The following is a 25689-nucleotide window of genomic DNA, read 5'->3' as shown; positions in this document are numbered from 1 at the left end:
CAGCCATGTCGCATCATGGTCAACCGCCCCGCTTTGCCCCCACGATCCAGGAGATCGAGACGCTGGCGCTTGGCGCGCTGGCGCGCCTGCCTGAAACCTTCCGCGATCATTTGTCCGACGTCGTGCTGTTCGTCGAGGAATTTGCCGATCCGGCGATCCTCAAAGAGATGGAGATCGGCGATCCCTATGGCCTGACCGGCCTCTATACCGGCCGCCCGGTGGGGCATGAGCCGCAGACGGGCGACACCCCGCCGACCGTCCATCTTTATCGCCGCCCGCTGCTCGACGAATGGGTCGAAACCGGCGTCCCGCTCGACGCGCTGATCACCCATGTCGTGGTGCATGAAATCGGCCATCATTTCGGCTTGTCGGACCTCGACATGCATGTGCTGGAGGATATGGTCGGGTCATGAGCGATGCGGCCTTGCGGCTGACCGATGTCGCCTGCCTGCGCGGCGGACGGATGCTGTTTCGCGGCGTCAGCCTGACGCTGGGACCAGGCGAAAGTGCGCTACTGACCGGCCCCAATGGCGTCGGCAAATCCAGCCTCCTGCGCCTGTGCGCTGGGCTGCTCCCCGCCTTTGCCGGCACGGTCGATCGGCGCGGTGGCATCGCGCTGACCGATGAACGGCTGGCGCTGGACATGGACCTGCCCCTCGCGATGGCGCTCGCCTTTTGGGCACAACTTGACAGGGCCGGGCCGGAGGCGGTGTCGGCCGCACTCGACGCAATGGCGCTGAGCCGCCTCGCCGACGTGCCCGTCCGCATGCTCTCCACCGGCCAGCGCAAGCGCGCGATGCTGGCGCGGGTGATCGCCAGCAATGCGCCCATCTGGCTGCTCGACGAACCGGGCAACGGGCTGGACAGCGCCTCGACCGACCTGCTCGGCAGAGCGGTGGCCACGCATCTGGCGAGCGGCGGCATCGTCGTCGCCGCCTCGCACCAGCCGCTGCCGATGACCACGCCCCAGGCGTTTTCGCTGGCCGACTATCTGCCCGACGCCATGGAAGATAGCCCATGAGGCTGCTCTGGCTCCTTGCGAGGCGCGATCTGGCGCAAGCCTGGGCATCGGGTGGCTTGTGGCTCCCCGTCGCCTTCCTCCTGCTCGTCGCCAGCCTCTATCCCTTCGCGGTCGGCCCGGACGCCGCGCTGCTGGCGCGGACGGGTGGCGGCATGCTGTGGATCGCCGCGCTGCTCGCCAGCCTGTTGCCCGTCGATCGCCTGATCGCGCCGGACCGGGACGCCGGGATATTGGACCAGATCGCCCTGCGCGGCATCGGCGAGGAGATGGTCGTCCTAGCCCGCCTGATCGCCCATTGGCTGGGCTTCGGCCCACCCCTGCTGATTGCGACCCTGCCCGCCGCTGCGCTGCTGAAGCTCGACGCTGGCACAATCTGGGTGCTGGAACTCGGCCTGCTGGTCGGCACGCCTGCACTTGCCGCGCTCGGCCTGCTGGTCGCCACGCTGACCGCTGGCCTCCGATCGAGCGGCGCGCTGGCAGGCCTGCTCGCCTTGCCGCTCGCCGTGCCGCTGCTGATCTTCGGCGCAGGCACGCTCGGCGACGGCAGCGGCGCAGCCCTCAAATTCCTCGCCGCCGCCTCGCTCCTGCTGGTAGCCCTAACTCCCTTCGCCGGGGGCGCAGCGATCCGCGCGGGACGGGAATAGGGGCCATCGCTAAGGCGGCGATGCAACTCTTTGCCCATCGGCCGGGTTTGCCTGACGATACCGCCATGACGACACGAAGGAAATGACAGCATGATGCGCCAGCTCCGCCCCCTTTCCGTTGCTGTCGCCTTTGCGATCGCCGCCTGTGGCTCCGGCGCGCAGTCGGCGTCCAACTGCGCCGTGATCAGCCCGCAATCCGGTTCCAACACCGTAACCGTGGGTGAAACCTGGGCGGGCGTCAGTACAGGCGCCGGGTCAGCTACCACCCGCGATGGCCGCCTCGTCGTCGCTTATTATGATCCCGACCGCTATCTGACCGTCGCGACCTATGATCCGCGCTCCGGCAAACGGTGCAGCCAAAGGCTGGAGTCGCGCTTCGCTGGCTGGGACGCGCATAATGCGCTGGTCGTCGCCATCGACCGCAACGACCAGATTCATGTGTCGGGCAACATGCATGACAGCGCGCTCGTCTATGCGCGTGGCCCGGTCAACGACCTTGGCAAGCTGCGGCTTCTGCCCATGACCGGCCGGAACGAAAAGGCGGTTACCTATCCGCGTTTCATGCAGGATAGCCGGGGCAATCTCCTCTTTCTCTATCGCGACGGCAGTTCGGGCAACGGCATATGGCGGTTGAACCGATGGCAGGACGGGCAGTGGCAACATATCGGTGCGCTCTTCGCCAACCGGGACGAAAAAGGCCCGGTAAGCGCCTATCCCAGCGATTTCGTCCAAGATTCAAACGGCCGGTTCCATGTCGCGGTGGTCTGGCGCCGAACGTCGGACGTGGCCACTAACTTTGCGGTGACCTACGCCTCTACCACCGATTTCCGGTCCTGGTGGGTCGGCAGCGGGGGCAAAAGCGCGACGGGGCCGTTGGCACCCGGCACCATGCAGCGCGTCGATGCCCCAGGTGAAGGCAAAGGCCTGGTCAACAACGCCAAGATCGCGATTGCGCCATCGGGCCAGCCCCTCATCCTCTACACCAAATATGGCGAAGGGGGCCGTAATGCCGTGTTCGTAGCCCGCTATGACGGGCGCGGCTGGGTGTCGAAATCGATTGCGACGGCCAGCAAGCGAAACGAAATCAAGGGTGGAGGATCCATCCCCGACATGCCGACTGCGGCATTCCTCGACGAGGAAGTCCGTGGCGGCGCTATGCGGGTATGGGCGCTGCCTTCGCGACAGGATCGTAAAGACCTGATCCTTGACCCCGTCAGCTTGAAGACGGCACCGTGGCGTTATGCCGCCAAGGACACGGTCTATACGCCAGCCAGGCCGCCGGCGATCGCCATCCCAACGGGTCTGGATGATGCCACGAGGGTCTCGACAACCGTTCGCCAGAATGGCGTAAGCGGCCCCGCGCAGGGGCAACTCTATTGGTATGCGCAAAAATCGAACCGGGATCGCGCCCGCACCTGCACGCCCAAGGCGCCGCGTGCCTGCAACCCGCCGCCATCGCCCCTGATCTGGATGCCCCAGACCGGCCGATAGTCCCCGTCGCCATTATCGCGTTGGAGGAAAATGGACGACTTAGGGCGCGCCCGTTTCCGGCCTGCCCTCGCTCGACATTATCCTGCCGTTGCGCCAAAGGCGCGTGATGTTCGCGCTCGCCGCCTCGATCCTGTTCGTCCTCATCTGGTCCACCGGCTTCATCGTCGCGCGTGCCGTCGTGCCGCATGGTGCGCCCGAACTGGTGCTGGCGATCCGCCTCACCCTCACGACCCTGCTGCTCGGCGGCGCAGCGCTCTACGCGCGGCAGGCGTTGCCGCACGGGCGGCGGCTCGCCCTGCATCTCGGCGCTGGCGCGATGTTGCATGGCGTCTACCTGACAGTCAGTTGGTGGGCGGTCAGCCATGGCATGCCCGCAGGCGTCATGTCGCTGCTCGGTTCGCTCCAGCCGTTGATGGTCGCGGTCGCCAGCGTCGCGCTGTTGGGCGACCGGTTGCCTGCCCGCGCATGGTCCGGCCTTGCCATCGCCATCGCCGGGGTCGCCTGCGTCCTCCTGCCCATCATCCTGCGCAGCGGCGCGGGATCGGTCAGCCTGATCCCGGCGGTCGCGGGAATCGTCGCTGTCATCGGCATGACCGGCGGCACGCTCATCCAGCGCGGCGCGATCGCGGGCGACCCGATCCTGATTTCGGGCACAGTCCAGAATGCGGGCGGCGCGCTGGTCGCCATCGCCGCGACGCTGATCGTGGGCGAATGGCGTTGGGACAATGACCCGGTCCTGTGGCTCGGCCTTGGCTGGTCGATCTTCGGCCTGTCCGCCGCGGGCCTCAGCCTGCTCGTCTGGCTGGTGCGGCATCAGGGACCGACCGCCATGTCGATGCTGCTGCTGCTCGTGCCCCCGCTCGCCGCGATCGAAGCCTGGCTGCTGTTCAATGAACGGCTCGGCCCGATCCAGTTGGTCGGCTTCGCCCTCGCGCTCGGCGGCGTCCTGCTCGGCCGTTCTCAACGACCTAAGGCTGTTCCCGCCGAACCGGCCTGATCAGCCGTCCCGCAACTGCTCATGATGGCGGATCACTTCGTCGATAATGAAGCGCAGGAATTTCTCGGTGAAATCGGGGTCCAGCTTCGCATCGAGCGCCAGTTGCCGCAGCCGGGCAACCTGCCGCTCCTCCCGCCCCGGATCGGCGGGGGGCAGCGCATGGGTCGCCTTATATTCGCCCACCGCCTGGGTCACCTTGAACCGTTCGGCCAGCATGAACACCAACGCCGCGTCGATATTGTCGATGCTTTCGCGATAGCGTTGCAGCATGTCGGTCACGGGATGCTCCTTTGGTTCCACTCGCGGGCTTTTTGCGCCATATGGCCCTACAGGCAAGCTATTCCCGCTTGCCTTTAGCTTTTTGCACCGCCACATGGCGCTTGTCATGACAGCACCCGCCCCCGGTAACGTCCACCCGATCGGCCGCGCCAAGAGCGCGCCATCGTTGGCCCCCATCATGAATCTGGTTGCCGACGGCATGAACCAGGTCAACGCCGTGATTCTGGACCGGATGCTATCGCGCATTCCGCTGATCCCGGAACTGGCAGGGCATCTGATCGCAGGCGGCGGCAAAAGGCTGCGCCCGATGCTGACGCTCGCCTGCGCCGACCTGGTCGGCTATGCTGGCAGCCGTCATTACAAGCTCGCGGCGGCGGTCGAATTCATCCACACTGCCACCCTGCTGCACGATGATGTCGTCGATGGCTCTGGCCTGCGCCGGGGCCGCAAGACCGCCAACATCATCTGGGGCAACAGCGCCAGCGTGCTGGTGGGCGACTTCCTCTTCTCCCGCTCGTTCGAATTGATGGTCGAAGCGGAATCGCTTAAGGTGTTGAAGATCCTCGCCAATGCCTCGGCCGTGATCGCGGAGGGCGAAGTCAACCAACTGACCGCCCAGCGCAACATCGACACCAGCGAAGACCATTATCTCGACATCATCGGTGCCAAGACCGCCGCGCTCTTCGCCGCCGCCTGCCGCATCTCCGCCGTGGTCGCCGACCGCGATGACAAGGAGGAGCATGCGCTCGACGTCTATGGCCGCAACTTAGGGATAGCCTTCCAGCTGATCGACGACGCGATCGACTATGAATCGGACGGCGCGACCATGGGCAAGGATGCGGGCGACGACTTCCGCGATGGCAAGGTGACGCTGCCCGTCATCCTCGCTTATGCGCGCGGCGGCGACGAGGATCGCGCCTTCTGGAAGGCCGCGATCGCGGGCCATAAGATCAGCGACGATGATCTCGCCCACGCCACCGGCCTGCTCCGCCGCACCGGTGCGATCGCCGACACTCTCGCCCGCGCGCGCCATTATGGCCAGCGCGCGATCGATGCGCTCGGCATGTTCGACAATGGCAAGGCCAAAGCCGCGCTGACCGAAGCGGTGGAGTTCGCGACCCTGCGCGCCTATTGAGGGTTCGGGCCTGTATTTCGTCCAACCCAACACACCCCGTTCGCCCTGAGCTTGTCGAAGGGCCTTCTTTGAGAAAGTACAGGGCTTCGACAGGCTCATCCCGAACGGGATGAGGCGGACAAGCCAAGCAGCCGATGATCTTGACCCCCGAAACCATCGCTTTCCTCATGGCCGCCGCGCTGATGGCGGGCTGTATCGACGCGATGGCGGGGGGCGGGGCCTCATCACCCTGCCAGCGCTCATGGCGGCGGGCATTCCCCCGGTCCAGGCGGTCGCGACCAACAAGCTGCAAAGCTGTTTCGGCACCTTCGGCGCCTGCCTTGCCTATGCCCGGCGCGGCCATATGGACCTCAAAACCTATAAAGGCCCGGTGATCGCCGCCTTTATCGGCTCGGTCGGCGGCGCGTGGCTGCTGCAACGGGTCGATCCCTCGATCCTGGCGGGGCTCATGCCCGCGCTGCTGATCATCATCGCCGCCTATTTCACCTTCTCGCCCAAGCTCGGCGACGCAGACCGGCACGCCCGCGTTGGCATCTGGGCGCTCAGCGGCCTTGTCGGCGTCATCGGCTTTTATGACGGCTTCTTCGGGCCGGGTGCGGGCGCCTTCTACACCACCATCTTCCTCGCGCTGGGTGGCCTGTCGATCCTGCGCGCCACCGCGCAGACGAAAGCCGCCAATTTCGCCAGCAATGTCGCGGGCCTGCTCACCATGGTCGCGGGCGGCCATGTGCTGTGGATCGCGGGCCTCACCATGGCGATCGGCAGCATCATCGGCGGCCAGATCGGCTCACACCTCGCGATGCGCTTCGGCTCCACGCTCATCAAGCCGTTGCTGATCATCATGTCGCTCGCGCTGACCACCAAGATGCTGATCGACCCCAAAAACCCGATCCACATCTACCTGTTCACTTGATCTTGCCCACAGCGCCAAATGGCCCGATGGAACGGCCATGACCGCCCTGCCGATCCACGATGTCTTGCCCGACCTGCTGGCTGCGCTCCGCACCGGCAGCAACGCCGTGCTGGTCGCGCCGCCCGGCGCGGGCAAGACGACGGCGGTGGCTCCCGCCCTGCTCGACCAACCCTGGTGCAGCGGACAGATACTCTTGCTCTCCCCCCGCCGCCTCGCCGCCCGCGCCGCGGCCGAGCGGATTGCCGAAATGCTGGGCGAACAGCCCGGCGGCACGGTCGGCTATGCGACGCGGATGGACAGCAAGCAATCGGCCCGCACCCGCCTGCTCGTGTTGACCGAGGGCATCTTCGTCCGGCGCATTCAGGACGACCCCGAACTGGCGGGCATATCCGCAGTCCTGTTCGACGAGGTCCATGAACGCAGCCTCGACAGCGATTTCGGCCTCGCCCTCGCGCTCGACGCGCAGGAAGCCTTGCGCCCCGATCTGCGCATCCTGCCCATGTCCGCCACGCTCGACGGCGCGCGATTCGCCGCCCTGCTGGGCGACGCGCCAGTGATCGAGAGCGAGGGCCGCATCCAGCCGCTGGACCTGCGCCATATCGGTCGCAACGCCGAAAAGCGGATCGAGGATGAAATGGCCGCCGCCATCCGCCGCGCGATCAGCGAGGAAGCCGAAGGCGACCTGCTCGCCTTCCTGCCCGGCGTGCGCGAAATCGAACGGACCGCGGAGCGGATCGACGGCGGCCCGTTCGACGTCCATCTGCTGCACGGCTCGCTCGATCCGGCAGCCCAGCGCGCCGCGATCCGCCCGTCCCGTTCCGGCACGCGGAAGGTCATTCTCGCCACGTCCATCGCCGAAACCAGCCTGACCATCGACGGGGTGCGGATCGTGGTCGACAGCGGCCTTGCCCGTCGTCCCCGCTATGATCGGGCCGCAGGCGTAACCCGCCTCGTCACCGAACGCGCGAGCCAAGCGTCGGCCACGCAGCGCGCTGGCCGCGCCGCGCGCCAGCGGCCCGGCGTCGCCTATCGCCTGTGGGAAGCCGCCGCGAGCGCGGGGATGCCCCCCTTCGATCCGCCGGAAATAGTGGAAAGCGACCTCTCCAGCCTATTGCTCGACTGCGCGCTCTGGGGCGTGAGCGATCCCGCGACGCTACGCTGGCTCGATCCCCCGCCACCCGCCGCCCTGTCCGAAGCCCGCACCCGCCTGACAGCGCTCGAAGCGCTCGACGCCGACGGCCGCATCACCCCCCATGGCAAGGCGCTGGCGAAACTGCCGCTCAGCCCGCGCATAGCGCATATGCTGGTGCGCGCGGCAGAAATGGGCCTCGCCCAGACCGCCGCAGAGATCGCCGTCCTGCTCGGCGAACGCGGCATCGGCGGCCAGGACACTGACCTCACCCAGCGCCTCCAGCGCTGGCGCCGCGAAACCGGCAAACGCGCGGACGCGGGACGCGCCTTGGCAAAGAGATGGGCTAACCTTCTTAAGCCCCTCCCTTCAAAGGGAGGGGTTGGGGTGGGTGCTACTTCTATCGACCACCATGTCGGCCTCTGCCTCGCCCTCGCCTTCCCCGATCGCGTATCGAAACGGCGCTCCGCCGATGGCGCGGACTGGACCAGCGTCGGCGGGCGCGGCTTCCGGCTCGATCCGCTCTCGCCCCTCGCCCGCGAACCATGGCTGGCCGTGGGCGAAGTGCAGGGCAGCGCGGCGGGCGCGCGCATCCTGTCCGCCGCGCCGATCAGCGAAGAATCTGTGCTGGCCCTCTTCCCCGATCGGATCGCCACCACCCGCACCGTCCGCTTTCGTGCCGCCAATGGCGGGGTCGAAGCGTTGCGCGAACGCCGCCTGGGCGCGGTGCGTCTCTCCTCCGGCTCCGACGACAGCCCCGATCCCGACGCCGTCGTCGCCGCGCTGATCGATGGCGTCCGACAAGGCGGCCTTGCCCTCCTCCCCTGGTCGGAAGCCGCCCGGTCGCTGCGGATGCGCGCCGATTTCGCCGGGATCGCAGAACTATCCGACGAAGCGCTGCTCGCCAGCCTCGACGACTGGCTCCCCCCGCTCCTGGCGGGCAAGCGCCGCCTGTCCGACATCGACCGCGCGCATCTGTCCGCCGTGCTGGAAGGCCTGATCGGCTGGGATGGCAAGCAACAGCTCGACCGCCTCGCCCCACCCGATTTCCGCTCACCCGCAGGCAGCACACATGCGATTGACTATGCGGCCGAAGGCGGCCCGCGCGTCGAACTGCGGGTCCAGGCACTCTACGGCCTCGCCGATCATCCCACCGTCGGCAATCAGCGCATCCCGCTTGTCCTCTCGCTCACCTCGCCTGCCGGTCGCCCGATTCAGACCACCCGCGACCTGCCGGGCTTCTGGGCGGGCAACTGGCGCGACGTCGCCAAGGAAATGCGCGGCCGCTACCCGCGTCACCCCTGGCCCGACGATCCCACCGCCGCCAGCGCCACATTGCGCACCAAAAATGCAGATGCCCGCCGCAAGTCTTGACTTGCGCGCGCTCCGTGGTGCAACGCAGCAGGACGATTTACCGGAGTCCTTCGCGATGAACGCGCGCATCTATCAGATCCAGAAAAATGCCATGCAGTCGGGCAAGGCGCTGACCCATAAATGGGTGCTGGACTATGCGCCCGCGCAAGCCAAGACGCCCGATCCGTTGACCGGATGGGCAGGATCAGGCGACACGCAGCAGCAATTGAAGCTCAGCTTCCCTTCGCAGGAAGCCGCCATCGCCTATGCCCAAAAGCAGGGCATCGCCTACACCGTCATCCCCACCCCGCCCAAGACGCTGAAATTGCAGGCTTACGCCGACAATTTCCGCTAAGCGCCGCGCGCTTCGCGCAATTTCCGGGCGCGATGCTGCCCGATTGCCGCCTTATTCCCTTGCCAAAGAGCGGTCACGGGCGGCAAAAGCCGTGCTTTCACGGAAAGAATGACCAGAATGACGGATCGCACCGAAATTTTCGACAGCGTCGCGGCGCAGATCGCTCCCTTCAACAAGAAGGGCGTGGACCTCACCGAAACCACCAGCTTTGCAGGCGACCTGGAATGGGACAGCCTGACCGTGATGGATTTCGTCGCCGCCATCGAGGATGAATTCGACATCCTCATCACCATGAACATGCAGGCGGAGATCGAAACGGTCGGCCAGCTGGTGGATGCGGTAGCGAAGCTGAAGGGCTAAGCGCCCTCCCCTCCCTCCGTTCGGTTCGAGCTTGTCGAGAACAAGGCACCTCGTTCTCGACACGCTCGAACCGAGCGGAGGTTTGACCAAGACGGATTTTAATCATGACCGACGCCGCAACGCTCACCCCCACGCGCGACCTGTTTTCCAAATTCGATCCCCTGATCGCGGAGCGCGAAGCGCTGCTCGCGACCGGCGTGCGCGATCCCTTCTCGATCGTGATGGACCAGGTGCTCTCGCCCACCCGCGCGATCATCAAGGGCAAGGAAACCATCCTGCTCGGCACCTATAATTATATGGGCATGACGTTCGACCCCGACGTGGTCGCCGCCGGCAAGAAGGCGCTCGACGAATTTGGCGCTGGCACAACCGGCAGCCGCGTCCTCAACGGCACCTATCAGGGCCATGCGGAAGTCGAGAACGCGCTCAAGGAGTTCTACGGCACATCGTCGGCCATGGTGTTTTCGACCGGCTATCAGGCCAATCTCGGCATCATTTCGACGCTGGCGGGCAAGGGCGACTATGTCATCCTCGACGCCGACAGCCATGCCTCCATCTATGATGGCTGCTTCCTGGGCGATGCCGAAATCGTCCGTTTCCGCCACAACAGCGTCGAGGATCTGGCCAAGCGCCTCGCCCGCCTGCCCGCCGATGCGTTGAAGCTCGTGGTGCTGGAGGGCGTCTATTCGATGCTCGGCGACATCGCCCCGCTGCCTGAGATGGTCGCCGCGATCCGCCAGCATCCCAATTGCATGATCCTGGTCGATGAAGCCCATGGCATGGGCTTTTTCGGTCCCAACGGCCGGGGCGTCTATGAAGAACAGGGCGTCGAGGACGATATTGATTTCGTTGTCGGCACCTTCTCCAAATCGGTCGGCACGGTCGGCGGCTTCTGTGTCTCCAACCATCCCAAGTTCGAGATCATGCGCCTCGTCTGCCGCCCCTATGTCTTCACCGCCTCGCTGCCACCCAGCGTCGTCGCCACCGCCGCGACCAGCATCCGCAAACTTATGCATGCGAGCGACAAGCGCGCGCATCTGTGGAAGAACAGCAAGCGGCTGCACCAGGGCCTGACCGATCTCGGCTTCACGCTGGGCACCAAGACCCCGCAATCGGCGATCATCGCGGTCATCCTGACCGATCAGGCGCAGGCCGTGGCCATCTGGCAATCGCTGCTGGAACTCGGCCTCTACGTCAACATGGCGCGCCCTCCGGCGACCCCGACCGGCACCTTCCTGCTGCGCTGTTCGCTGTGCGCCGAGCATAGCGACGAGCAGGTCGAACAGATCATCAAGATGTTCGAAGTCGCCGGCAAGGCGACGGGGGCCATCGCCTGATCATTGCGCTAGGTTGTTTCGCTGGCGGAGCGGTTGGGCTAGTGTGAAAATCTATGGCACAGGGCGACTTCACCGATACAGAGCGTAGCGGCGCGCGCGGCATGGCCCGCCGCGCCCTGCCGCTGCTGCTCGTCCTGCTGCTGATCGGTTCGCTCGGCGCGCTCATCTATAGCGCCAGCAACGCCACGCGCGATCATCAGCAGGCATTGGTGGAGCAGCGGCGCAGTTTCGACATCATCGCCCTCGCCCGCGCGTTTGAAGCGCGCACCGCCCGCGCCGAAGTGACGCTGGCGCGCTATGTCATCAGCCTGGACACCGACACCGGCCGCCTGTTTCAGGACCAATGGCGCGGCGCAGCCAGCCAGCTCAAGGCGCTGAACTATGCCACGCGCCATAGCGGTTGGCAGCGCGGCAATGTGCAGGCGCTGCAACGGGCCTTTGACGACCGCACCAAGACGCTGAACGAAATCGCCCTGCGCACGACCTATGGGCAGAAGATCGGCGCGCTCGGCCGCTTTCATCAGGCCGGCAGTTCGCGTGACCTCAAGCGCATCACCGCCCTGCTCGACATCGTCATCAAGGCCGAAAATGCCCGCCTGCGCGAACGCAGCCTGGCGGTGACGCTGGCGGGTGACCGCACCGAAACCATGGGTCGCACGTCCGGCCTGCTGGGCCTCGCCCTGCTGGTCTGCGTCCTCTTTGCCGCCTGGTTTGCCAATAATGCGCTGACCGACCGGCGCAATGCGCGCCGTCTCGCCGAAGCGGAAAGCGAACGCGCCGACCGGCTCGACACCGCCGTCCGCGCGCGCACCGCCGAACTGACCGAAGCCTATGAACGATTGAAGCAGGAATCGACCGAACGCGAAGCGGCCGAGGACCATTTGCGGCAAATGCAGAAAATGGATGCGGTGGGCCAGCTGACTGGCGGCATCGCCCATGACTTCAACAATATGCTGGCGGTCGTGGTCGGCGGACTGGAACTCGCCAAGCGCAAGATGCGGGTGCAGCCGGAAGAAGCCGGTCGCCATCTCGACAATGCGATGGAGGGCGCGAGCCGCGCCTCCGCACTCACCCGCCGCCTGCTCGCCTTCGCCCGCGCCGAACCGCTGCTGCCCAGCGCGGTCGATCCCGATTCGCTGCTGTCGGGCATGGCTGATCTGATCGACCGCACCATCGGCGATCAGATCCGCGTCAGCTTCACGCAAAATGCGCAGGGGTGGCGCATCTTCGTCGATCAGCATCAGATGGAAAATGCGATCCTGAACCTGTGCGTCAATGCGCGCGACGCGATGGACGGACGCGGCCAACTGACCCTGTCCACCGGCCGCGCGACGCTGGCCGCAGACGAGATCGGCGAGTGCCCAGCGGGCGATTATGTGACGCTGACCGTCACCGACGATGGCTGCGGCATGAGCGCTGACGTGCTGACGCGCGTCTTCGAACCCTTTTTCACGACCAAGCCCGTCGGCAAGGGCACCGGCCTTGGCCTCAGCCAGATTTTCGGTTTCGTGCGCCAGTGCGAGGGCGAAATCCGCATCGACTCGCAACCGGGCGAAGGCACCAGCGTCCATCTCTACATGCCCCGCCGCACCGGCGACGCCGCCGATGCGCTCGGCCAGCAGGCGCAAACCGCCCAAACTGCCGTCGAACATCCGCCGACCCGCATCCTCGTGGTGGAGGATGACCCGCGCGTCCTCAACCAGACGATGGCGGCGCTCGGCGAACTTGGCCATCTGCCGATCGCCTGCGATCATCCGTCGAAGGCCGCCCGGCTGCTATCCCATAATAGCGACATCGGCCTCATCATCAGCGACGTGCTGATGCCCGACCTCACCGGGCCGGAAATGGTCAAAGCGCTGCCGGCCGCCTATGCCCATATCCCCGTGCTGTTTGTGACAGGCTATGCTGGCGACATGACCGAAAGCGCCGATTTCGCGGGCCATGCCGTGCTGCGCAAACCCTATACGCTGATGGCGCTAGGCCAGGCGCTGGGCCAAGCGCTCAGCGGATCGCCCCGGAACGGAACAGCGCAGGCAGCAGAGTGACCGCGCCCAGCAGCGGCCAGCGTCGCTGCCACGGCTTGATGGTAATCGCCGTCCCGGCATGGCGGTTGATCTTCCAGGCAAGATAATCGATCCCGCCCGCATAGGTGAAGCTCGCTTTGGCCAGGCGCACCACCGAAAGCCGTTTGCCGCGCCGCTGCAACGCGCGCCAGCGCCCCGGCGCATCGGCGGGCGACGGCGGCAGGCCCTGCGCCAGCGCCGCCTCCCCCAATCGCCGGTAGCGATCAGGATCGGCATCAACGATCGAGAGCGACCGCCCCTTACGCTCCGCGCGCAATTCGGCTCCGTAGGTCAGGGTGAAGCCGCAGCGCCACAAGTCCAGCACCTCATCGCCCCCCTCCGCCATCGGCCGGGCCAGCGACAACAAAGTCGGCGCGGCCTGCGCCACCGCGACGATCGCCCGCTGCCGCGCCAGATCGTCGGCCGCCCACAACAGCCGCGCAGGCTGGGCAAAGCGCGCCCAGACCGAGACATTGTCCGCCGCCACACTGTTCAGCCGGGCAAAGTCCGCTTCCGACAGGACGGCATATTTGGCGATCAACCCCTGATGTTCGAACGGAAAGACATTGGGCGGGATCAGCGCATTGGCGCGCGCCAACCAGCTTTTGCCATAGGCCGTCGGATAGTCCGACATGATCAGGTAGAAATCGAGCATCAGCCCGTCGAGATTGGCTTCGCGCAGGCAGGAGCCATAGAACAGCACCGCCCGCGACGCCTGCGGGTAGCGCGCCGCGATGGCGCCCGCCATCGCCGCCGCGCGCGGATCGGCAGGCTGGAGCAATTCGGCGCGGACAAGATCGACAAGAGAACTGGGCATCGGCCCGCCCTTAGAGCGGATCGCGCGCGAAATGAAGAGGGGCAATCAGTCCCAGCGCAAGGGCAGCGCGGTGCAGGCACCGACATTGCCGCCCTTCATCGTCACCGGACGGTCGGGATCGAGCCGAACGGTCGGCATCCGGCCCAGCCATTCGCGCAGGAACACGATCACCTCCATCCGCGCCAGCCCCGCCCCCACGCAGCGATGCGCGCCAACGCCCATCGTCGTATGCCGCGTCGCATTGAGCTTGCGGTCGAACCGCACGGCTTCGGGCGCATCGAAACTCGCCGGGTCCAGATTATGGAGGACGCTCGGCAGATAGATGATATCCCCCGCCTTCAGCGTCACGCCATCCACCTCGACATCGGTGACGAGATTGCGGCTGACCGAAACGGTCGGATAACGGCGCATCAATTCATCGGCGGCATCGGGGATCAGGTCCGGCCGATCACGCAGCAAGGCCTGGTCCTGCGGATGGCGCGCCAGATGCAGCGCGACCATGCCGACCATCGCCACCACCGTATCCAGTCCGCCGAACAGCAGGTTGCGACACATGCGCCGCGCCTCATCCTCGCTCCATGCCCGGCCCTCGACTGGTTCGGACAGGATACGGCTGAACAGGTCGGTGCCCGGATTGGCCATGCGCGCGGCGATATAGGGGGCGAGATAGTCATCCGCCGCATCGCGCAATTGCTCGACCGTCATCGACCCATCCGGCCGCGTCAGTTGCGAGCCCAACGCCCGCAAGCGCGGCCGGTCGGACAAGGGCACATCAATCAGCGTCAGGAAGATGTGCAGCGGCAATATCTCGGCGAAATCCGCCACGAAGTCGCACGACCCCCGGTCGATCAACCCGTCGATCAATTCGCGCGCGACCTGCGTCACCTGCGGCTCCATCGCGACGACGAAGCGCGACGCAAAGCCCTTCATCACCGCCATGCGAAAGGGCTGATGCTCCGGCGGGTCTTGTTGCAGCGGAATGAAGCGCATCACCTCGCCAAGCCCCGACGTCACCGCCAGCACTTCGCTCGACAGCCGGACATTGTCCGCCCACAGCGCCCGGACAATCTCGCCGCGCGTCGCGATCCAGTGGCCGCCATTGGCGCTGGTCCATACGACGCCGGGACCATCCTCCCGCACCAGCGATTGCCACGCCGCGAAATAATCCTGTTCGACACCGGGCGGCGCGAAAATATCGAAATCGACGATCCGATCTGCCGGAACATGGGCCGGCCGCACCATCATGCTCTGCATTAACCCTGCCTCCCCTTGCCCTCTTTATCGGGCGAGAAGCTATCGCAGGGCCACGCGCTGACAAGCTGTGACTAGCGGCAGGTCAGGAGCGGCGAAAGATCAGCGTCAGATTGTTCGCGGGCATCGCCTGAACGCGATCGAGCGCGAAACCCTGCGCCGTCGCCAGCGCAGCCACATCCTCCAACGCCCTTATCCCCCAACGCGGATCGCGCGCGCGCAAGCTGGCATCGAACTCCACATTGCTCGGCGCAGGCGCGACATCGGCCTGAAAATAGGGACCGTAGAGGATGAGCGGTGCGTCCGCCGGCAAAAGCCGCGCGCCTTGCGTGAACAACCCCACCGTCGCTTCCCACGGGCTGATATGCACCATATTGATGCACAGGATCGCATCCGCCCGGTCGATCGGCCAGTCCGCCGCTGCATCCAGCAGGATCGGCACACGCAGATTGGGCAGGCCCGCCTCCCCGCGCCACGCCTCGATCGACGCCAGCGCTACGAGATCAGGATCGCTCGGCTGCCAGTCGAGCGCGGGCAACGCAGCGGCGAAATGCACCGCATGTTCGCCGCTACCGCTCGCCACTTCCAGCACCAGACCGGATGCTGGCAACGCTTCCCGCAGCACCGCCAATATCGCGTCCCGGTTCCGCAGCGTCGCGGGGGCGTAACGTTTGTACGCTTCGCCGTCCGCTTCGCTCGGAATCCAGACCGTCATTCCGCCGCCTGCGCCATCACCGGCGCTTCCCAGGTCAGCACCGGCTTGCGCGCCGCCAGCGTCTCGTCCAGGCGACGACGCGGCGCATGATAGGGCGCGCCCTTCAACGCCTCGTCCCCCGCCTTGGCCCGTTCGGCCAGGCTGCGCAGCGCCATAATGAACTGGTCGAGCGCCGCCTTGCTCTCCGTCTCGGTCGGCTCGATCAGCATCGCGCCATGGACGACCAGCGGGAAATACATGGTCATCGGGTGGAAGCCTTCGTCGATCAGCCCCTTGGCGATGTCGAGCGTGGTGAAACCCTCGGCCAGCCCCTTATCGCTGAACAGCGCCTCATGCATGCACGGCCCGCTGGTGCCGAACGGCGCGTCCAGCACATCGTCCAGGCTGCGCAGGATATAATTGGCGTTGAGGACCGCATCCTCCGCCACCTGCCGCAACCCGTCCGCGCCATGGCTCATGATATAGGCGAGCGCACGGGTGAACATGCCCATCTGCCCGTGGAAGGCGACCATCCGGCCAAAGGTGCCGCCATGATGGTCCTGCGCGGATTCCTCCTCGATCAGCACAAACTGGTCGCCCTGCTTCTCGACAAAGGGCAGCGGCGCATAGGGCGCCAACGCTTCCGACAACACCACTGGCCCGGAGCCGGGACCACCGCCGCCATGCGGTGTCGAGAAGGTCTTGTGCAGGTTGATATGCATCGCATCGACGCCCAGATCGCCCGGCCGCACCCGCCCGACGATGGCGTTGAAATTGGCGCCATCGCAGTAGACGAACGCACCCACCGCATGGACGGCATCGGAAATCGTCTTGAGGTCGCGCTCGAACAGGCCGCACGTATTGGGGTTGGTGATCATCACCGCCGCCACATCGGGGCCAAGCCGTGCCGTCAGCGCTGCCAGATCGACGCGACCTTCGGGCGTCGCGGGAATATCCTCAACCTGATAGCCGCAGAAGGCCGCCGTGGCCGGATTGGTGCCATGCGCGCTTTCCGGCACCAGCACGACCGAGCGGGCATCGCCCCGCGCTTGCAATGCCGCACGGATCGCCAACAGGCCGCACAATTCGCCATGCGCGCCCGCCTTGGGGCTCATCGCCACGCTATGCATCCCCGTCAGCGTCACCAGCCATGCGGCAAGTTCATGGATCACCGCCAACGCGCCCTGCACGGTCGATTGCGGGGCCAGCGGATGCAGGTCCGCAAAACCGGGCATCCGCGCGACCTTTTCATTCAAACGCGGATTATGCTTCATCGTGCAGGAACCGAGCGGAAACAGGCCGAGGTCGATCGCATAATTCTGCCGCGACAGCCGCGTATAATGACGCACCGTTTCCTGTTCCGACAGGCCCGGCAGGCCGATCGCCTTGCGCTCCAGCCCGCCAAGACGGCTCGTAACATTGGGCGCGGGCGCGAAATCGACGCCGGTCGTCTCGGTCGATCCGATCTCGAAGATCAGCGCCTCGTCCAGCATCAGCGCGCGATTACCCGTCACCGTCGCCGGAGCCATATGCGCGTCCGCAACCGCGACCGGCGTGGTGGGACGGCCTTCCTTGAGCATGGTCATCTCAGACATCCTTCCCGCAAATATTCCGTTCGCCTTGAGCGAAGTCGAAGGGCATCGCCGAACGCAGTGAGGTGCCTTCGCTTCGCTCAGGCGAGGGCTTCGACAAGCTCAGCCCGAACGGCAGGAGAGAGTTGCTCATGCCACTTCCTCCTCAAGCGCCATGGCCAGTGCCTCAATATCCTCTGCCGTCACCGTTTCGGTCACTGCGACGACCAGCCCCTTGCCGATCGCAGGTGCATCGGGGAACAGCCGCCCCAGCGACACGCCCCCCAGCACGCCCTTGTCGGCCAGGCTGCGCACCACGTCGCGCGCGTCCTTGGTCAGGACCAGGGTGAACTCATTGAAAAAACTGTCGTTGAGCAAGGTCACGCCCGGCACCTGCGCCAGCCGATCGGCGGCCTGCACGGCCAGCCCGTGGTTCAGGCTCGCCATATCCCGCAAGCCGCGTTCCCCCAGCAACGTCATATGAATGCTGAACGCCAGCGCGCACAGCCCTGAATTGGTGCAGATGTTCGACGTCGCCTTCTCGCGGCGGATATGCTGCTCGCGGGTGGACAGCGTCAGCACGAAGCCGCGCTTGCCCGCCGCGTCCACCGTCTCGCCGCACAAGCGGCCCGGCATCTGCCGCACATATTTCTGCTTGCACGCGAACAGGCCGAGATAGGGACCGCCAAATTGCAGGCCGACGCCGATCGACTGGCCCTCGCCCACGACGATGTCCGCGCCCATCTCGCCCGGCGGCACCAGTGCGCCCAGCGCCACCGGCTCCGTCACCACCGCCACCAGCAGCGCACCGGCCGCATGCGCCGCATCGGCGAGCGGCGTCAGGTCGGCGATCCTCCCCAAAATGTCAGGATATTGCACCACGACGCAGCTCGTGTCCTTGTCGATCGCGGCGATCAACGCGTCGATGTCCGTCTGCGCCGTCAGCGTGGGTGCCTCATGCGCCAGCACGTCGCCGGTGAACTTCGCCATCGTCCGCGCGACCGACACATAATGGGGGTGCAGGCCCGACGACAGGATCGCCTTGCCCCGCTTGGTGATGCGCCGCGCCATGCCGATCGCTTCCCAGCAGGCGGTCGAGCCATCATACATGGACGCATTGGCCACGTCGCAGCCCAGCAGCCGCGCGACCTGCGTCTGGAACTCAAACAAGACCTGCAACGTCCCCTGCGCGATTTCCGGCTGATAGGGGGTGTAGGCGGTCAGGAACTCGCCGCGCTGGATCAGATGATCGACGCTGGCGGGCACATGATGCTTGTAAGCGCCCGCGCCCAGGAAAAAGGGCGCCTCCCCCGCCGACAAATTCTGCCGCGCTAGCTTGCTCATATGCCGCTCGACCGCCAATTCGCTGGCATGATCAGGCAGGCCTTCGATCTGGCCCGAAAGCCGGGCCTCGGCAGGCACATCCACGAACAGATCATCGATCGACGCCGCGCCGATAGTGGCAAGCATCGCCTGCCGGTCAGTGTCGGTAAGGGGTAGGTAGCGCATGATATTTTCCTGCGGCGTCATTCCCGCGTAGGCGGGAACCCATCTCCCAACGGTGCGCCAATACGAACGTGGCGGAGATGGATCCCCGCTTCCGCGGGGATGACGGTGATAAGATTACAAAGCAGCGACGAACGTCTTATACGCCGCTTCGGTCATCAGCCCTTCCAGCTCGCTCATGTCGGTGATGCGCAGCTTGAAGAACCAGCCATCCTCTTCGGCATCGCTGTTCACCAGCGCAGGCTCGTCTTCCAGCGCGCCATTGGCCTCGACCACTTCGCCCGAAATCGGCGCATAGACGTCGGATGCGGCCTTCACTGATTCCACGACGGCGGCGTCGTCACCCTTGTCGAAGGTCGCACCTTCGACCGGCAGTTCGACGAACACGATGTCGCCCAATTGCTCCTGCGCAAAGTCGGTGATGCCGACCGTGGCGATCTCACCCTCGACGTCGATCCATTCATGTTCTTCGGTAAAATAACGGCTCATGATGATACTCCCGGAGTGATTTGCTTGAAAATCATGATCACAAAAAGTCGGAACGAAAAATCAGGCGGCGGTCGCGCGGCGATAGCGATGCGGCACGAACGGCATCGGCACCACCGTCGCGCTGATGCGCTTGCCGCGCACGTCGATCTCCAGCGCGGTGTCGAGCGCGCTATGCGGCAGGCTGACCCAGCCCATGGCGATCGGCGCGCCCAGGCTCGGCGCAAAACCGCCCGACGTCACTTCCCCGACCAGATTGTCACCGACAAAGATTTGCGCGCCCTCCCGCGCGGGCAAACGCCCCTCGATCTTCAAGCCCACGCGCTTCGTGCCGGGGCCATCGGCCAGTTCCTTCATCACCCGACCATGGCCGATAAAGCCGCCCTCCGCGCGCCGACGCTTGCCGATCGCAAAACCCAGATCGGCGCCGATCGTGCTGACCGCCGGCGTCAGGTCGTGCCCATAAAGCGGCAGGCCAGCTTCGAGCCGCAGCGAATCCCGCGCGCCAAGGCCGATCGGCTTGACCTGGCGGAGCGCGCACAGCGCATCGGCAAAGCCCTCGGCGGCGTCCGCGGGCAGGCTGATCTCGAACCCGTCCTCGCCGGTATAGCCCGACCGGCTGATCCACAGCGCCACGCCGTTCCAGTCGAACGCCCCGCACTGCATGAAGGTCAGGTCCGCCGTCCCCGGCACCAGCGCGGCCATCGCCTCGCCTGCCTCCGGTCCCTGCAACGCCAACAGCGCCTGCTCGTCCATATGGTTCATCACGACCTCGTCGGGCAGATGCTCGATCATCCAGGCCATGTCGTCATATTTGGTTGCGCCGTTGACGACCATATAGATCGCCGCGCCATCGAACGCGCCATCGGCCGGGCGCGCGACCATCAGGTCGTCGAGAATGCCGCCATCCTGATCCAGCAGCATCGAATAGCGCTGGCGACCGGGTTTCAGCCCCTTGATGTCGCACGGCAACAGCATTTCCAGCGCTTCGTCCACGCCCTCGCCGGAAAAGCCAATCTGCCCCATATGGCTGACATCGAACAGCCCGGCATGTTCACGCGTCCAGCTATGTTCGGCCATGATGCCATCATAGTGGATCGGCATATGATAGCCCGCAAAGCCGACCATGCGCGCGCCCTGCGCACGGTGCCAGGCGTCGAGCGGCAGCGCTTCAAGCGGCAGGGCCTCTTCCAGCGTGGCGATATCATCGTTCGAGTCAGAGTGGGCGGTCATCGGACGGCCTTTCCGTGAGAGGGTTGCAGCGACGTTCAGCCCGGCCCGCACCGGACCGCTTCTGTTCGTCACCCCCTCTGTCACGGGAACCTGAGAGCTTTGACCAGCGGCCTTGCGGCCACATGGCTTACCCCTTCGGTGGGACGAGATAGCCCGTCCGCTTTCCAGAGTGCCTTGCGCGCGATGCGGTCCATTGGCCTGAGAGATTCCGGGGCGGTTGCTCCTTCGGCGACGGGGACGACCTCAAAGGCCACCCATGCTCTCCCGCATCATGCCCAGCGCCGAATCCTCGACACCGGAGACATCTAAGGCATTGCGACAAAGGACAGGACACGTCAATCGCCTATGCACACCCTCGCCTTACAGGCACGGCTATCGCATATAGCACCAACACCACCCCGTTCGGGCTGAGCCTGTCGAAGCCCCCTTCCTTTCTTCAAGAAATGCCCTTCGACAAGCTCAGGGCGAACGGAAGAAGGATGAGCCGTCCCCTAACCTACCCGAAAATCTCCGCATGTCGCTTCTCGGCATAGCGGTCCGTCATCCCGGCGATGAAGTCCGTAATGTGACGACTACGCGCCGGTTCGGCCAACACACATTCGTCGCGCCATTCAGGCGGCATCAGGCCCGGTTCTTCCTGATAGGCGCGGAACAGATCGGTCACGACCACTCGCGCCCGGTCCGCCGCCGCCATTTGCTCTGGATGATGATAGAGGGTGGCATACATGAAGCGCTTGAGGTCGCGCTCCTGCGCCGCCAGCTCCGGCGAGAAGCCGACCAGCGTGCGCCCCAACGCGCGCACATCCTCGACCGTTTCGACCCGCGATTCCGCGATATTCGCCCGCGTCGCCGCCAGCAGGTCATTGGCCATCACGCCGATCTGCTCGCGCACCAGTTCGCGCAGCAGGCCGTCCTGCGGAACGTCGGGATAGCGGGTCCGCACCCGGTCCCAGCAGGACGCGACGAACGGCACCTCCAGCAATTGTTCCAGCGTCAGCAGCCCGGCGCGCAACCCATCGTCAATGTCGTGATTGTCATAGGCGATATCATCCGAAATCGCCGCCAGTTGCGCCTCCAGCGAGGCATGGCTCGTCAGGTCGAGTGGAAACAGCGCATCCAGTTCACGCATCGCCCAGCCGGGATGCGCGATCGGCCCATTATGCTTGGCCAGCCCCTCCAGCATTTCCCAGCTGAGGTTCAGCCCCTTGAAGCGCGGATAGGGACTTTCGAGCAGCATCAGCGTGCGCAGCGTATGAGCATTATGGTCGAACCCGCCATGATCCTCCATCGCTACCTCCAGCGCATCCTCGCCCGCATGGCCGAAGGGCGGATGGCCGATATCATGCGCCAGGCACAGCGCCTCGGTCAGATCCTCGTTCAGCCCCAGCGTGCGCGCGGTGGTGCGGCCGATCTGCGCAACCTCCAGGCTGTGGGTCAGGCGGACGCGGAAATGATCGCCATCGGGCGACACGAACACCTGCGTCTTGTGGCGCAACCGGCGAAAGGCGATCGAATGGATGATGCGGTCGCGGTCGCGCTGGAACATGTCACGCGGCCCGCGCACCTCCCCGCCCGGCTCGGCATGGAGCCGACCCCGGCTGGCGGCGGGGTGGCAGGCATAGGAAGCAAGGATCGTCATGGGACGTCCTCTTACTGACCGCCCAGCCTTTCGACCACCTCTCCCGCGCTGCTTTTCCACGCAAAGGCATCGCCACCGGCGGCCTTGATCTTGTCCTCCAGCGCCTTGGCGCGCGCAAAGTTGGGGAATGGCCCGACCAGCAAGCGGTTGGTCTGGCCCCAGCTCGCGCTCCAGCCATCCTGCGCGGACAGGCTGTCATATTTTTTGCGCAGCGCATTGAGCGTGAAGGCGAGGCCCGACTTGCTCGCACCGATGCCGATCTGCAACCAATTGCGCGAAGGATTATCGGCCAGCTTCTTCTTTTCTTCGGCTTCCTTCTTCGCCTTGGCGTCGGCTTCCGTCTTGGCCAGCGCCGCCTTCTTCACCTTGTCGGCGGCGGCCTGCCGCTCGGCGCGGCGCGCGGCCTGCAGCGCGGCGATCTCCTCCAGATCGACGGCAGCGATGCGCGCTTGCCGTTCGGCTTCGGGCACGTCGATCGCGCGGATGATGTCGGCGAGCGTCCGCGTCGCCTCCGGGTCCGGCCGCGGCGGCGCAGCGGGCACGGATTGAACCATGGCCGGTTGAGGCGCGGTCTGCGGCGCAGGCGCAGGCGCGACGGTGCCAACCGATTCGAAGCCCGGCGCAGGCGGCCCCTGCACCGCCGTCGCAGGCGCATTCGCCTGCCGCACCGGCGGCGGCGTTTGCTCCGGGGTCGGCGCGCTTGCCTGCACCGATGGCACAATGGCAGCCGGTGGCGTCTGCGCTGGCGCAGGACTTGGAGTCGGCTGAACCATCGGGGACGGCGCTGGCGCAGGCGTAGGCTGGACCATCGGCGTGGGCGTGGACGCAGGCGTGGGCGTGGGCGTGGGCGTGGGCGTGGGCGTGGGCTGAACCGCCGGCATCGCCTGACGTTGCGTCTGCGCCCGTGCCATCGCCACGCGAGCAGGTGTTTCAGAACGGGCCAAGCGCGCAGCCTCGCGCCGCTGGCGTTGCTGTTCGGCCCGGCGCGCCCGCGCGCTTTGTGGCCGACTGGTCGGCGCGGCGGCGACCGCCACCGGTGCGGCTGGCACCACGACCTGCGGCGTGCCCGGTGCTGGCGGGGTCGGCGTGATCGCCGCGATGCGGGTGCCGGTCTGCGCTGGGAACTGCCCGAAATGCACCGCCGCCGCCTTTTGCTGCGCGGTCAGATAGGGCATTTTCTGCATATAGGGGACGATCGCCGCCGCGAGTTGCGCGGGCATGGTCTGGTCGGCCACCTTGCGCGCTTCGGCCTGCTGGTTGTTCATCGCCAGAATGAACGCGCGATAGCGCCATGCCGCCCGGTCGCTCTTGTAGAGCAAAGGCTCCAAAGCCCGCTCCGCTGCCGCTACCTGCCCGGAAATGCCCAGCGACGCGGCATAGCGGCGGATCAGTTCGGCGTCATTGGGCGTCCGCTGCAACGCCGCCTGATAGTCGCGCTGCGCTCCGGCCTGGTCGCCGGTCATGTCGCGCGCCAGCCCGCGATCCGCCAGGATCGTCGCGTCGGCAAAGCCCAGCCGCCCCGCCTGATCGAACAGCCGCACCGCTTCCGCCGGGTTCTGCAGCTTCAGATTGACCCGCGCCAGCCCGACCTTGATCCGGCCATTGCCGCTGGTGATCGTATCGGCACGCGCAAAGAAACCCGCCGCCGCGCGCGGATCGTCCAGCGCCAGCGCCGCCTCCCCTGCCCCGATCAACGCATCCACGTCGCGCGGATTGGCCGACAGGCGCGCCAGATTGCTGTTGAGGTCGGCGGCGCCAAGGGGACGGACCAGTTGGGCCTGGTCGGTTTGCGCCTGGGCGGTTCCGGCCATCAGCAGGCCGCCAAGAATCCATGAAAGATATTGTGTCACATCCGGGCTCTAGCGGATCAAGGCGCGAATAGGAAATCGCCCAAACAAAAAAGCGCGCCGTGCTGCCCCATAGGACAGACGGCGCGCTGCATAACCGGCGCGGCGCGAACCGCGCGCGATGATCTTACTGGTTGTTCTGGCGGTTCAGGAAGCGGGGAATGTCGACACCGGCGGCGTCATCGCCACCCGGCACCTTGTCCGCGCCACGGGTCAGGCCCGCCATCCGCTCGAACAACGTCCCACCGCTGGCAACGCGCGGCGCTGCAGGTTGCGCAGGCGCTGCAGCTGGCGCGGCATTGTCCGCACCCAGCACCAGTTCGTCCTGGTCCGGCCCTTCGTCGGAAAACACGGCCGCAGGCTTGGGCGCAGCGAAGGGCGCGGGGGCCGCTTCGACCGGTGCAGGCGCAGGCGGCGCCGGGACGTCCAGTTCCAGTGTTTCAGGTTCGGGCGCGGGTGCTGCGGCTGGCGCAGGCTGCGGCGCGGGCGTCGCGGCCTTGGGCGCGCCACCCTGCTGCGGCACCGAGACGGCGGGACGGCTGGCAAAGCTGAACGGCTGCGTCAACGGCGCGGCATGGTTGCCGATCTCATTGTCGATGCCGGTGGCGACCACCGACACGCGGATCTTGCCGTTGAGATTGTCGTTGAACGCGCTGCCCCAGATGATGTTCGCGTCCGGATCCACCAGCTCGCGGATATGGTTGGCGGCTTCGTCCACTTCCATCAGGCGCATATCTTCGCCACCGACGATGGAGACGATCACGCCCTTCGCGCCGCGCATCGACACGCCGTCGAGCAGCGGGTTGGCGATCGCCTTCTCCGCCGCCTGCAAAGCGCGGCCGTCGCCTTCCGCTTCGCCGGTGCCCATCATCGCCTTGCCCATTTCGCCCATCACCGACCGCACATCGGCAAAGTCGAGGTTGATGAGACCAGGCATGATCATCAGGTCGGTGATGCTGCGCACGCCCTGCTGCAACACTTCGTCCGCCATCTGGAACGCTTCCTTGAAGGTCGTGTTCGGGTTGGCGATCAGGAACAGATTCTGGTTCGGGATGACGATCAGCGTGTCGACATGCTTCTGCAGCTCGTCGATGCCGCTTTCCGCCGACTTCATGCGGCGATTGCCCTCGAAGGTGAAGGGCTTGGTCACGACGCCAACGGTCAGGATGCCGCGCTCACGCGCTGCCTTGGCAATGACCGGGGCCGCGCCGGTGCCGGTGCCGCCGCCCATGCCAGCGGTGATGAAGCACATATGCGCGCCTTCCAGCGCGGCTTCGACCATGGCGATGGTTTCTTCCGCCGCCGCCTTGCCGATTTCGGGACGCGATCCTGCGCCCAGACCCTCGGTGATCTGCGGACCAAGCTGGATACGGCGTTCGGCCGGCGAGCTGTTCAATGCCTGCGCGTCGGTATTGGCGACGATGAAATCGACGCCCTCGACATTGGCGGCGATCATGTTCGCGATGGCATTGCCGCCCGCGCCGCCGACGCCGATCACCGCGATCCGCGGCTTCAGTTCGTCCACATGCGGTGGGCTGATCTCAATGCTCATATATTCTGCTCCCTCA

22 protein-coding genes, 1 pseudogene and 1 riboswitch are annotated in these 25689 nt (G+C 65.9%); of the genes and pseudogenes, 12 read left to right on the top strand and 11 right to left on the bottom strand.

Translation table 11 applies throughout. From position 1 onward, the window contains the following. Positions 1 to 5 precede the first annotated feature (5 nt). The 5 genes from BSY17_RS16075 to BSY17_RS16055 all read left to right on the top strand — a co-directional run bounded on the left by BSY17_RS16075 (position 6) and on the right by BSY17_RS16055 (position 4153). On the top strand, positions 6 to 413 hold the full coding sequence (locus BSY17_RS16075; protein WP_037472566.1) for a metallopeptidase family protein: 408 nt from the start codon (positions 6 to 8) through the stop codon (positions 411 to 413). Continuing rightward, the gene (gene ccmA / locus BSY17_RS16070; protein ID WP_069066226.1) at positions 410 to 1021 is read left to right on the top strand and encodes a heme ABC exporter ATP-binding protein CcmA; all 612 of its coding nucleotides are present in this window, start codon (positions 410 to 412) and stop codon (positions 1019 to 1021) included. Before BSY17_RS16075 ends, ccmA begins: the two co-directional genes overlap by 4 nt. After that, on the top strand, positions 1018 to 1665 hold the full coding sequence (locus BSY17_RS16065) for a heme exporter protein CcmB (protein ID WP_069066225.1): 648 nt from the start codon (positions 1018 to 1020) through the stop codon (positions 1663 to 1665). Before ccmA ends, BSY17_RS16065 begins: the two co-directional genes overlap by 4 nt. Positions 1666 to 1755: 90 nt before the next feature. Further along, the gene (locus tag BSY17_RS16060) at positions 1756 to 3156 is read left to right on the top strand and encodes a BNR repeat-containing protein (protein ID WP_069066224.1); all 1401 of its coding nucleotides are present in this window, start codon (positions 1756 to 1758) and stop codon (positions 3154 to 3156) included. Between the two features lie 106 nt (positions 3157 to 3262). Further along, the gene (locus tag BSY17_RS16055) at positions 3263 to 4153 is read left to right on the top strand and encodes a DMT family transporter (protein ID WP_069066223.1); all 891 of its coding nucleotides are present in this window, start codon (positions 3263 to 3265) and stop codon (positions 4151 to 4153) included. Here BSY17_RS16055 and BSY17_RS16050 read toward each other — a convergent pair whose 3' ends face one another. Beyond that, positions 4154 to 4423: a chorismate mutase gene (locus tag BSY17_RS16050; protein WP_443019533.1), complete on the bottom strand. Its 270-nt coding sequence runs from the start codon at positions 4421 to 4423 to the stop codon at positions 4154 to 4156. Between the two features lie 115 nt (positions 4424 to 4538). Between BSY17_RS16050 and BSY17_RS16045 the strand changes: the two genes are divergently transcribed. From BSY17_RS16045 to BSY17_RS16015, 7 genes and pseudogenes are all read left to right on the top strand, one after another. Further along, on the top strand, positions 4539 to 5567 hold the full coding sequence (locus BSY17_RS16045) for a polyprenyl synthetase family protein (RefSeq protein ID WP_069066222.1): 1029 nt from the start codon (positions 4539 to 4541) through the stop codon (positions 5565 to 5567). Positions 5568 to 5701: 134 nt separating this feature from the next. Beyond that, a pseudogene (locus tag BSY17_RS16040) lies at positions 5702 to 6480 on the top strand (TSUP family transporter). A 37-nt stretch (positions 6481 to 6517) separates the two neighbouring features. Continuing rightward, positions 6518 to 8983, top strand: coding sequence for an ATP-dependent helicase HrpB (gene hrpB / locus BSY17_RS16035; protein ID WP_069066221.1), 2466 nt, complete (start codon positions 6518 to 6520; stop codon positions 8981 to 8983). Between the two features lie 55 nt (positions 8984 to 9038). Then, positions 9039 to 9317: an ETC complex I subunit gene (locus BSY17_RS16030; RefSeq protein ID WP_037480484.1), complete on the top strand. Its 279-nt coding sequence runs from the start codon at positions 9039 to 9041 to the stop codon at positions 9315 to 9317. Positions 9318 to 9434: 117 nt separating this feature from the next. Then, the gene (locus BSY17_RS16025) at positions 9435 to 9677 is read left to right on the top strand and encodes an acyl carrier protein (protein WP_037479671.1); all 243 of its coding nucleotides are present in this window, start codon (positions 9435 to 9437) and stop codon (positions 9675 to 9677) included. Positions 9678 to 9781: 104 nt separating this feature from the next. Continuing rightward, positions 9782 to 11014: a serine palmitoyltransferase gene (gene spt, locus BSY17_RS16020; RefSeq protein WP_069066220.1), complete on the top strand. Its 1233-nt coding sequence runs from the start codon at positions 9782 to 9784 to the stop codon at positions 11012 to 11014. 53 nt (positions 11015 to 11067) lie between these two features. Beyond that, positions 11068 to 13059 carry an ATP-binding protein gene (locus BSY17_RS16015; RefSeq protein ID WP_069066219.1) on the top strand — a complete coding sequence of 664 codons (1992 nt, stop codon included), beginning with the start codon at positions 11068 to 11070 and terminating at the stop codon, positions 13057 to 13059. Here BSY17_RS16015 and BSY17_RS16010 read toward each other — a convergent pair. The 10 genes from BSY17_RS16010 to ftsZ form a co-directional block, all read right to left on the bottom strand. After that, entirely contained in the window at positions 13016 to 13894 is an 879-nt protein-coding gene (locus BSY17_RS16010; protein ID WP_069066218.1) for a hypothetical protein, read from the bottom strand. The two genes, BSY17_RS16015 and BSY17_RS16010, sit on opposite strands and share 44 nt — an antisense overlap. Before the next feature lie 45 nt (positions 13895 to 13939). Further along, positions 13940 to 15148 (bottom strand): cytochrome P450, encoded by a 1209-nt coding sequence (locus tag BSY17_RS16005; protein WP_069066217.1) that lies wholly within the window; start codon positions 15146 to 15148, stop codon positions 13940 to 13942. Between the two features lie 82 nt (positions 15149 to 15230). After that, positions 15231 to 15860, bottom strand: coding sequence for a DUF938 domain-containing protein (locus tag BSY17_RS16000; RefSeq protein WP_069066216.1), 630 nt, complete (start codon positions 15858 to 15860; stop codon positions 15231 to 15233). Beyond that, the gene (gene gcvPB, locus BSY17_RS15995) at positions 15857 to 17425 is read right to left on the bottom strand and encodes an aminomethyl-transferring glycine dehydrogenase subunit GcvPB (RefSeq protein ID WP_069066215.1); all 1569 of its coding nucleotides are present in this window, start codon (positions 17423 to 17425) and stop codon (positions 15857 to 15859) included. The genes BSY17_RS16000 and gcvPB overlap by 4 nt, the downstream gene beginning before the upstream one ends. Before the next feature lie 135 nt (positions 17426 to 17560). After that, positions 17561 to 18919 (bottom strand): aminomethyl-transferring glycine dehydrogenase subunit GcvPA, encoded by a 1359-nt coding sequence (gene gcvPA, locus BSY17_RS15990; protein WP_069067027.1) that lies wholly within the window; start codon positions 18917 to 18919, stop codon positions 17561 to 17563. 114 nt (positions 18920 to 19033) lie between these two features. Next, the gene (gene gcvH, locus BSY17_RS15985; protein ID WP_037480119.1) at positions 19034 to 19405 is read right to left on the bottom strand and encodes a glycine cleavage system protein GcvH; all 372 of its coding nucleotides are present in this window, start codon (positions 19403 to 19405) and stop codon (positions 19034 to 19036) included. Positions 19406 to 19465: 60 nt separating this feature from the next. Continuing rightward, positions 19466 to 20635 (bottom strand): glycine cleavage system aminomethyltransferase GcvT, encoded by a 1170-nt coding sequence (gene gcvT, locus BSY17_RS15980; protein ID WP_069066214.1) that lies wholly within the window; start codon positions 20633 to 20635, stop codon positions 19466 to 19468. A gap of 176 nt (positions 20636 to 20811) precedes the next feature. Further along, positions 20812 to 20912: riboswitch (glycine riboswitch) on the bottom strand. Positions 20913 to 21131: 219 nt separating this feature from the next. Next, on the bottom strand, positions 21132 to 22274 hold the full coding sequence (locus BSY17_RS15975) for a deoxyguanosinetriphosphate triphosphohydrolase (RefSeq protein ID WP_069066213.1): 1143 nt from the start codon (positions 22272 to 22274) through the stop codon (positions 21132 to 21134). 11 nt (positions 22275 to 22285) lie between these two features. Next, positions 22286 to 24124: a tetratricopeptide repeat protein gene (locus tag BSY17_RS15970; protein WP_069066212.1), complete on the bottom strand. Its 1839-nt coding sequence runs from the start codon at positions 24122 to 24124 to the stop codon at positions 22286 to 22288. Between the two features lie 124 nt (positions 24125 to 24248). Further along, entirely contained in the window at positions 24249 to 25673 is a 1425-nt protein-coding gene (ftsZ, locus tag BSY17_RS15965; protein WP_037480675.1) for a cell division protein FtsZ, read from the bottom strand. Positions 25674 to 25689 lie beyond the last annotated feature (16 nt).

Origin of the sequence: Sphingobium sp. RAC03 (assembly GCF_001713415.1) — a bacterium.
Lineage (GTDB): Bacteria > Pseudomonadota > Alphaproteobacteria > Sphingomonadales > Sphingomonadaceae > Sphingobium.
Note: the sequence above shows the minus strand (reverse complement) of the source record. Positions and strands in the feature narration are given on the sequence as shown.

Bases quoted from the DNA above. Each gene is read 5' to 3' on its own strand.
- BSY17_RS16075 (WP_037472566.1), top strand. From the start codon at position 6: ATGTCGCATCATGGTCAACCGCCCCGCTTTGCCCCCACGATCCAGGAG.
- ccmA (WP_069066226.1), top strand. From the start codon at position 410: ATGAGCGATGCGGCCTTGCGGCTGACCGATGTCGCCTGCCTGCGCGGC.
- BSY17_RS16065 (WP_069066225.1), top strand. From the start codon at position 1,018: ATGAGGCTGCTCTGGCTCCTTGCGAGGCGCGATCTGGCGCAAGCCTGG.
- BSY17_RS16060 (WP_069066224.1), top strand. From the start codon at position 1,756: ATGATGCGCCAGCTCCGCCCCCTTTCCGTTGCTGTCGCCTTTGCGATC.
- BSY17_RS16055 (WP_069066223.1), top strand. From the start codon at position 3,263: ATGTTCGCGCTCGCCGCCTCGATCCTGTTCGTCCTCATCTGGTCCACC.
- BSY17_RS16050 (WP_443019533.1), bottom strand. From the start codon at position 4,423: ATGCTGCAACGCTATCGCGAAAGCATCGACAATATCGACGCGGCGTTG.
- BSY17_RS16045 (WP_069066222.1), top strand. From the start codon at position 4,539: ATGACAGCACCCGCCCCCGGTAACGTCCACCCGATCGGCCGCGCCAAG.
- hrpB (WP_069066221.1), top strand. From the start codon at position 6,518: ATGACCGCCCTGCCGATCCACGATGTCTTGCCCGACCTGCTGGCTGCG.
- BSY17_RS16030 (WP_037480484.1), top strand. From the start codon at position 9,039: ATGAACGCGCGCATCTATCAGATCCAGAAAAATGCCATGCAGTCGGGC.
- BSY17_RS16025 (WP_037479671.1), top strand. From the start codon at position 9,435: ATGACGGATCGCACCGAAATTTTCGACAGCGTCGCGGCGCAGATCGCT.
- spt (WP_069066220.1), top strand. From the start codon at position 9,782: ATGACCGACGCCGCAACGCTCACCCCCACGCGCGACCTGTTTTCCAAA.
- BSY17_RS16015 (WP_069066219.1), top strand. From the start codon at position 11,068: ATGGCACAGGGCGACTTCACCGATACAGAGCGTAGCGGCGCGCGCGGC.
- BSY17_RS16010 (WP_069066218.1), bottom strand. From the start codon at position 13,894: ATGCCCAGTTCTCTTGTCGATCTTGTCCGCGCCGAATTGCTCCAGCCT.
- BSY17_RS16005 (WP_069066217.1), bottom strand. From the start codon at position 15,148: ATGCAGAGCATGATGGTGCGGCCGGCCCATGTTCCGGCAGATCGGATC.
- BSY17_RS16000 (WP_069066216.1), bottom strand. From the start codon at position 15,860: ATGACGGTCTGGATTCCGAGCGAAGCGGACGGCGAAGCGTACAAACGT.
- gcvPB (WP_069066215.1), bottom strand. From the start codon at position 17,425: ATGACCATGCTCAAGGAAGGCCGTCCCACCACGCCGGTCGCGGTTGCG.
- gcvPA (WP_069067027.1), bottom strand. From the start codon at position 18,919: ATGCGCTACCTACCCCTTACCGACACTGACCGGCAGGCGATGCTTGCC.
- gcvH (WP_037480119.1), bottom strand. From the start codon at position 19,405: ATGAGCCGTTATTTTACCGAAGAACATGAATGGATCGACGTCGAGGGT.
- gcvT (WP_069066214.1), bottom strand. From the start codon at position 20,635: ATGACCGCCCACTCTGACTCGAACGATGATATCGCCACGCTGGAAGAG.
- BSY17_RS15975 (WP_069066213.1), bottom strand. From the start codon at position 22,274: ATGACGATCCTTGCTTCCTATGCCTGCCACCCCGCCGCCAGCCGGGGT.
- ftsZ (WP_037480675.1), bottom strand. From the start codon at position 25,673: ATGAGCATTGAGATCAGCCCACCGCATGTGGACGAACTGAAGCCGCGG.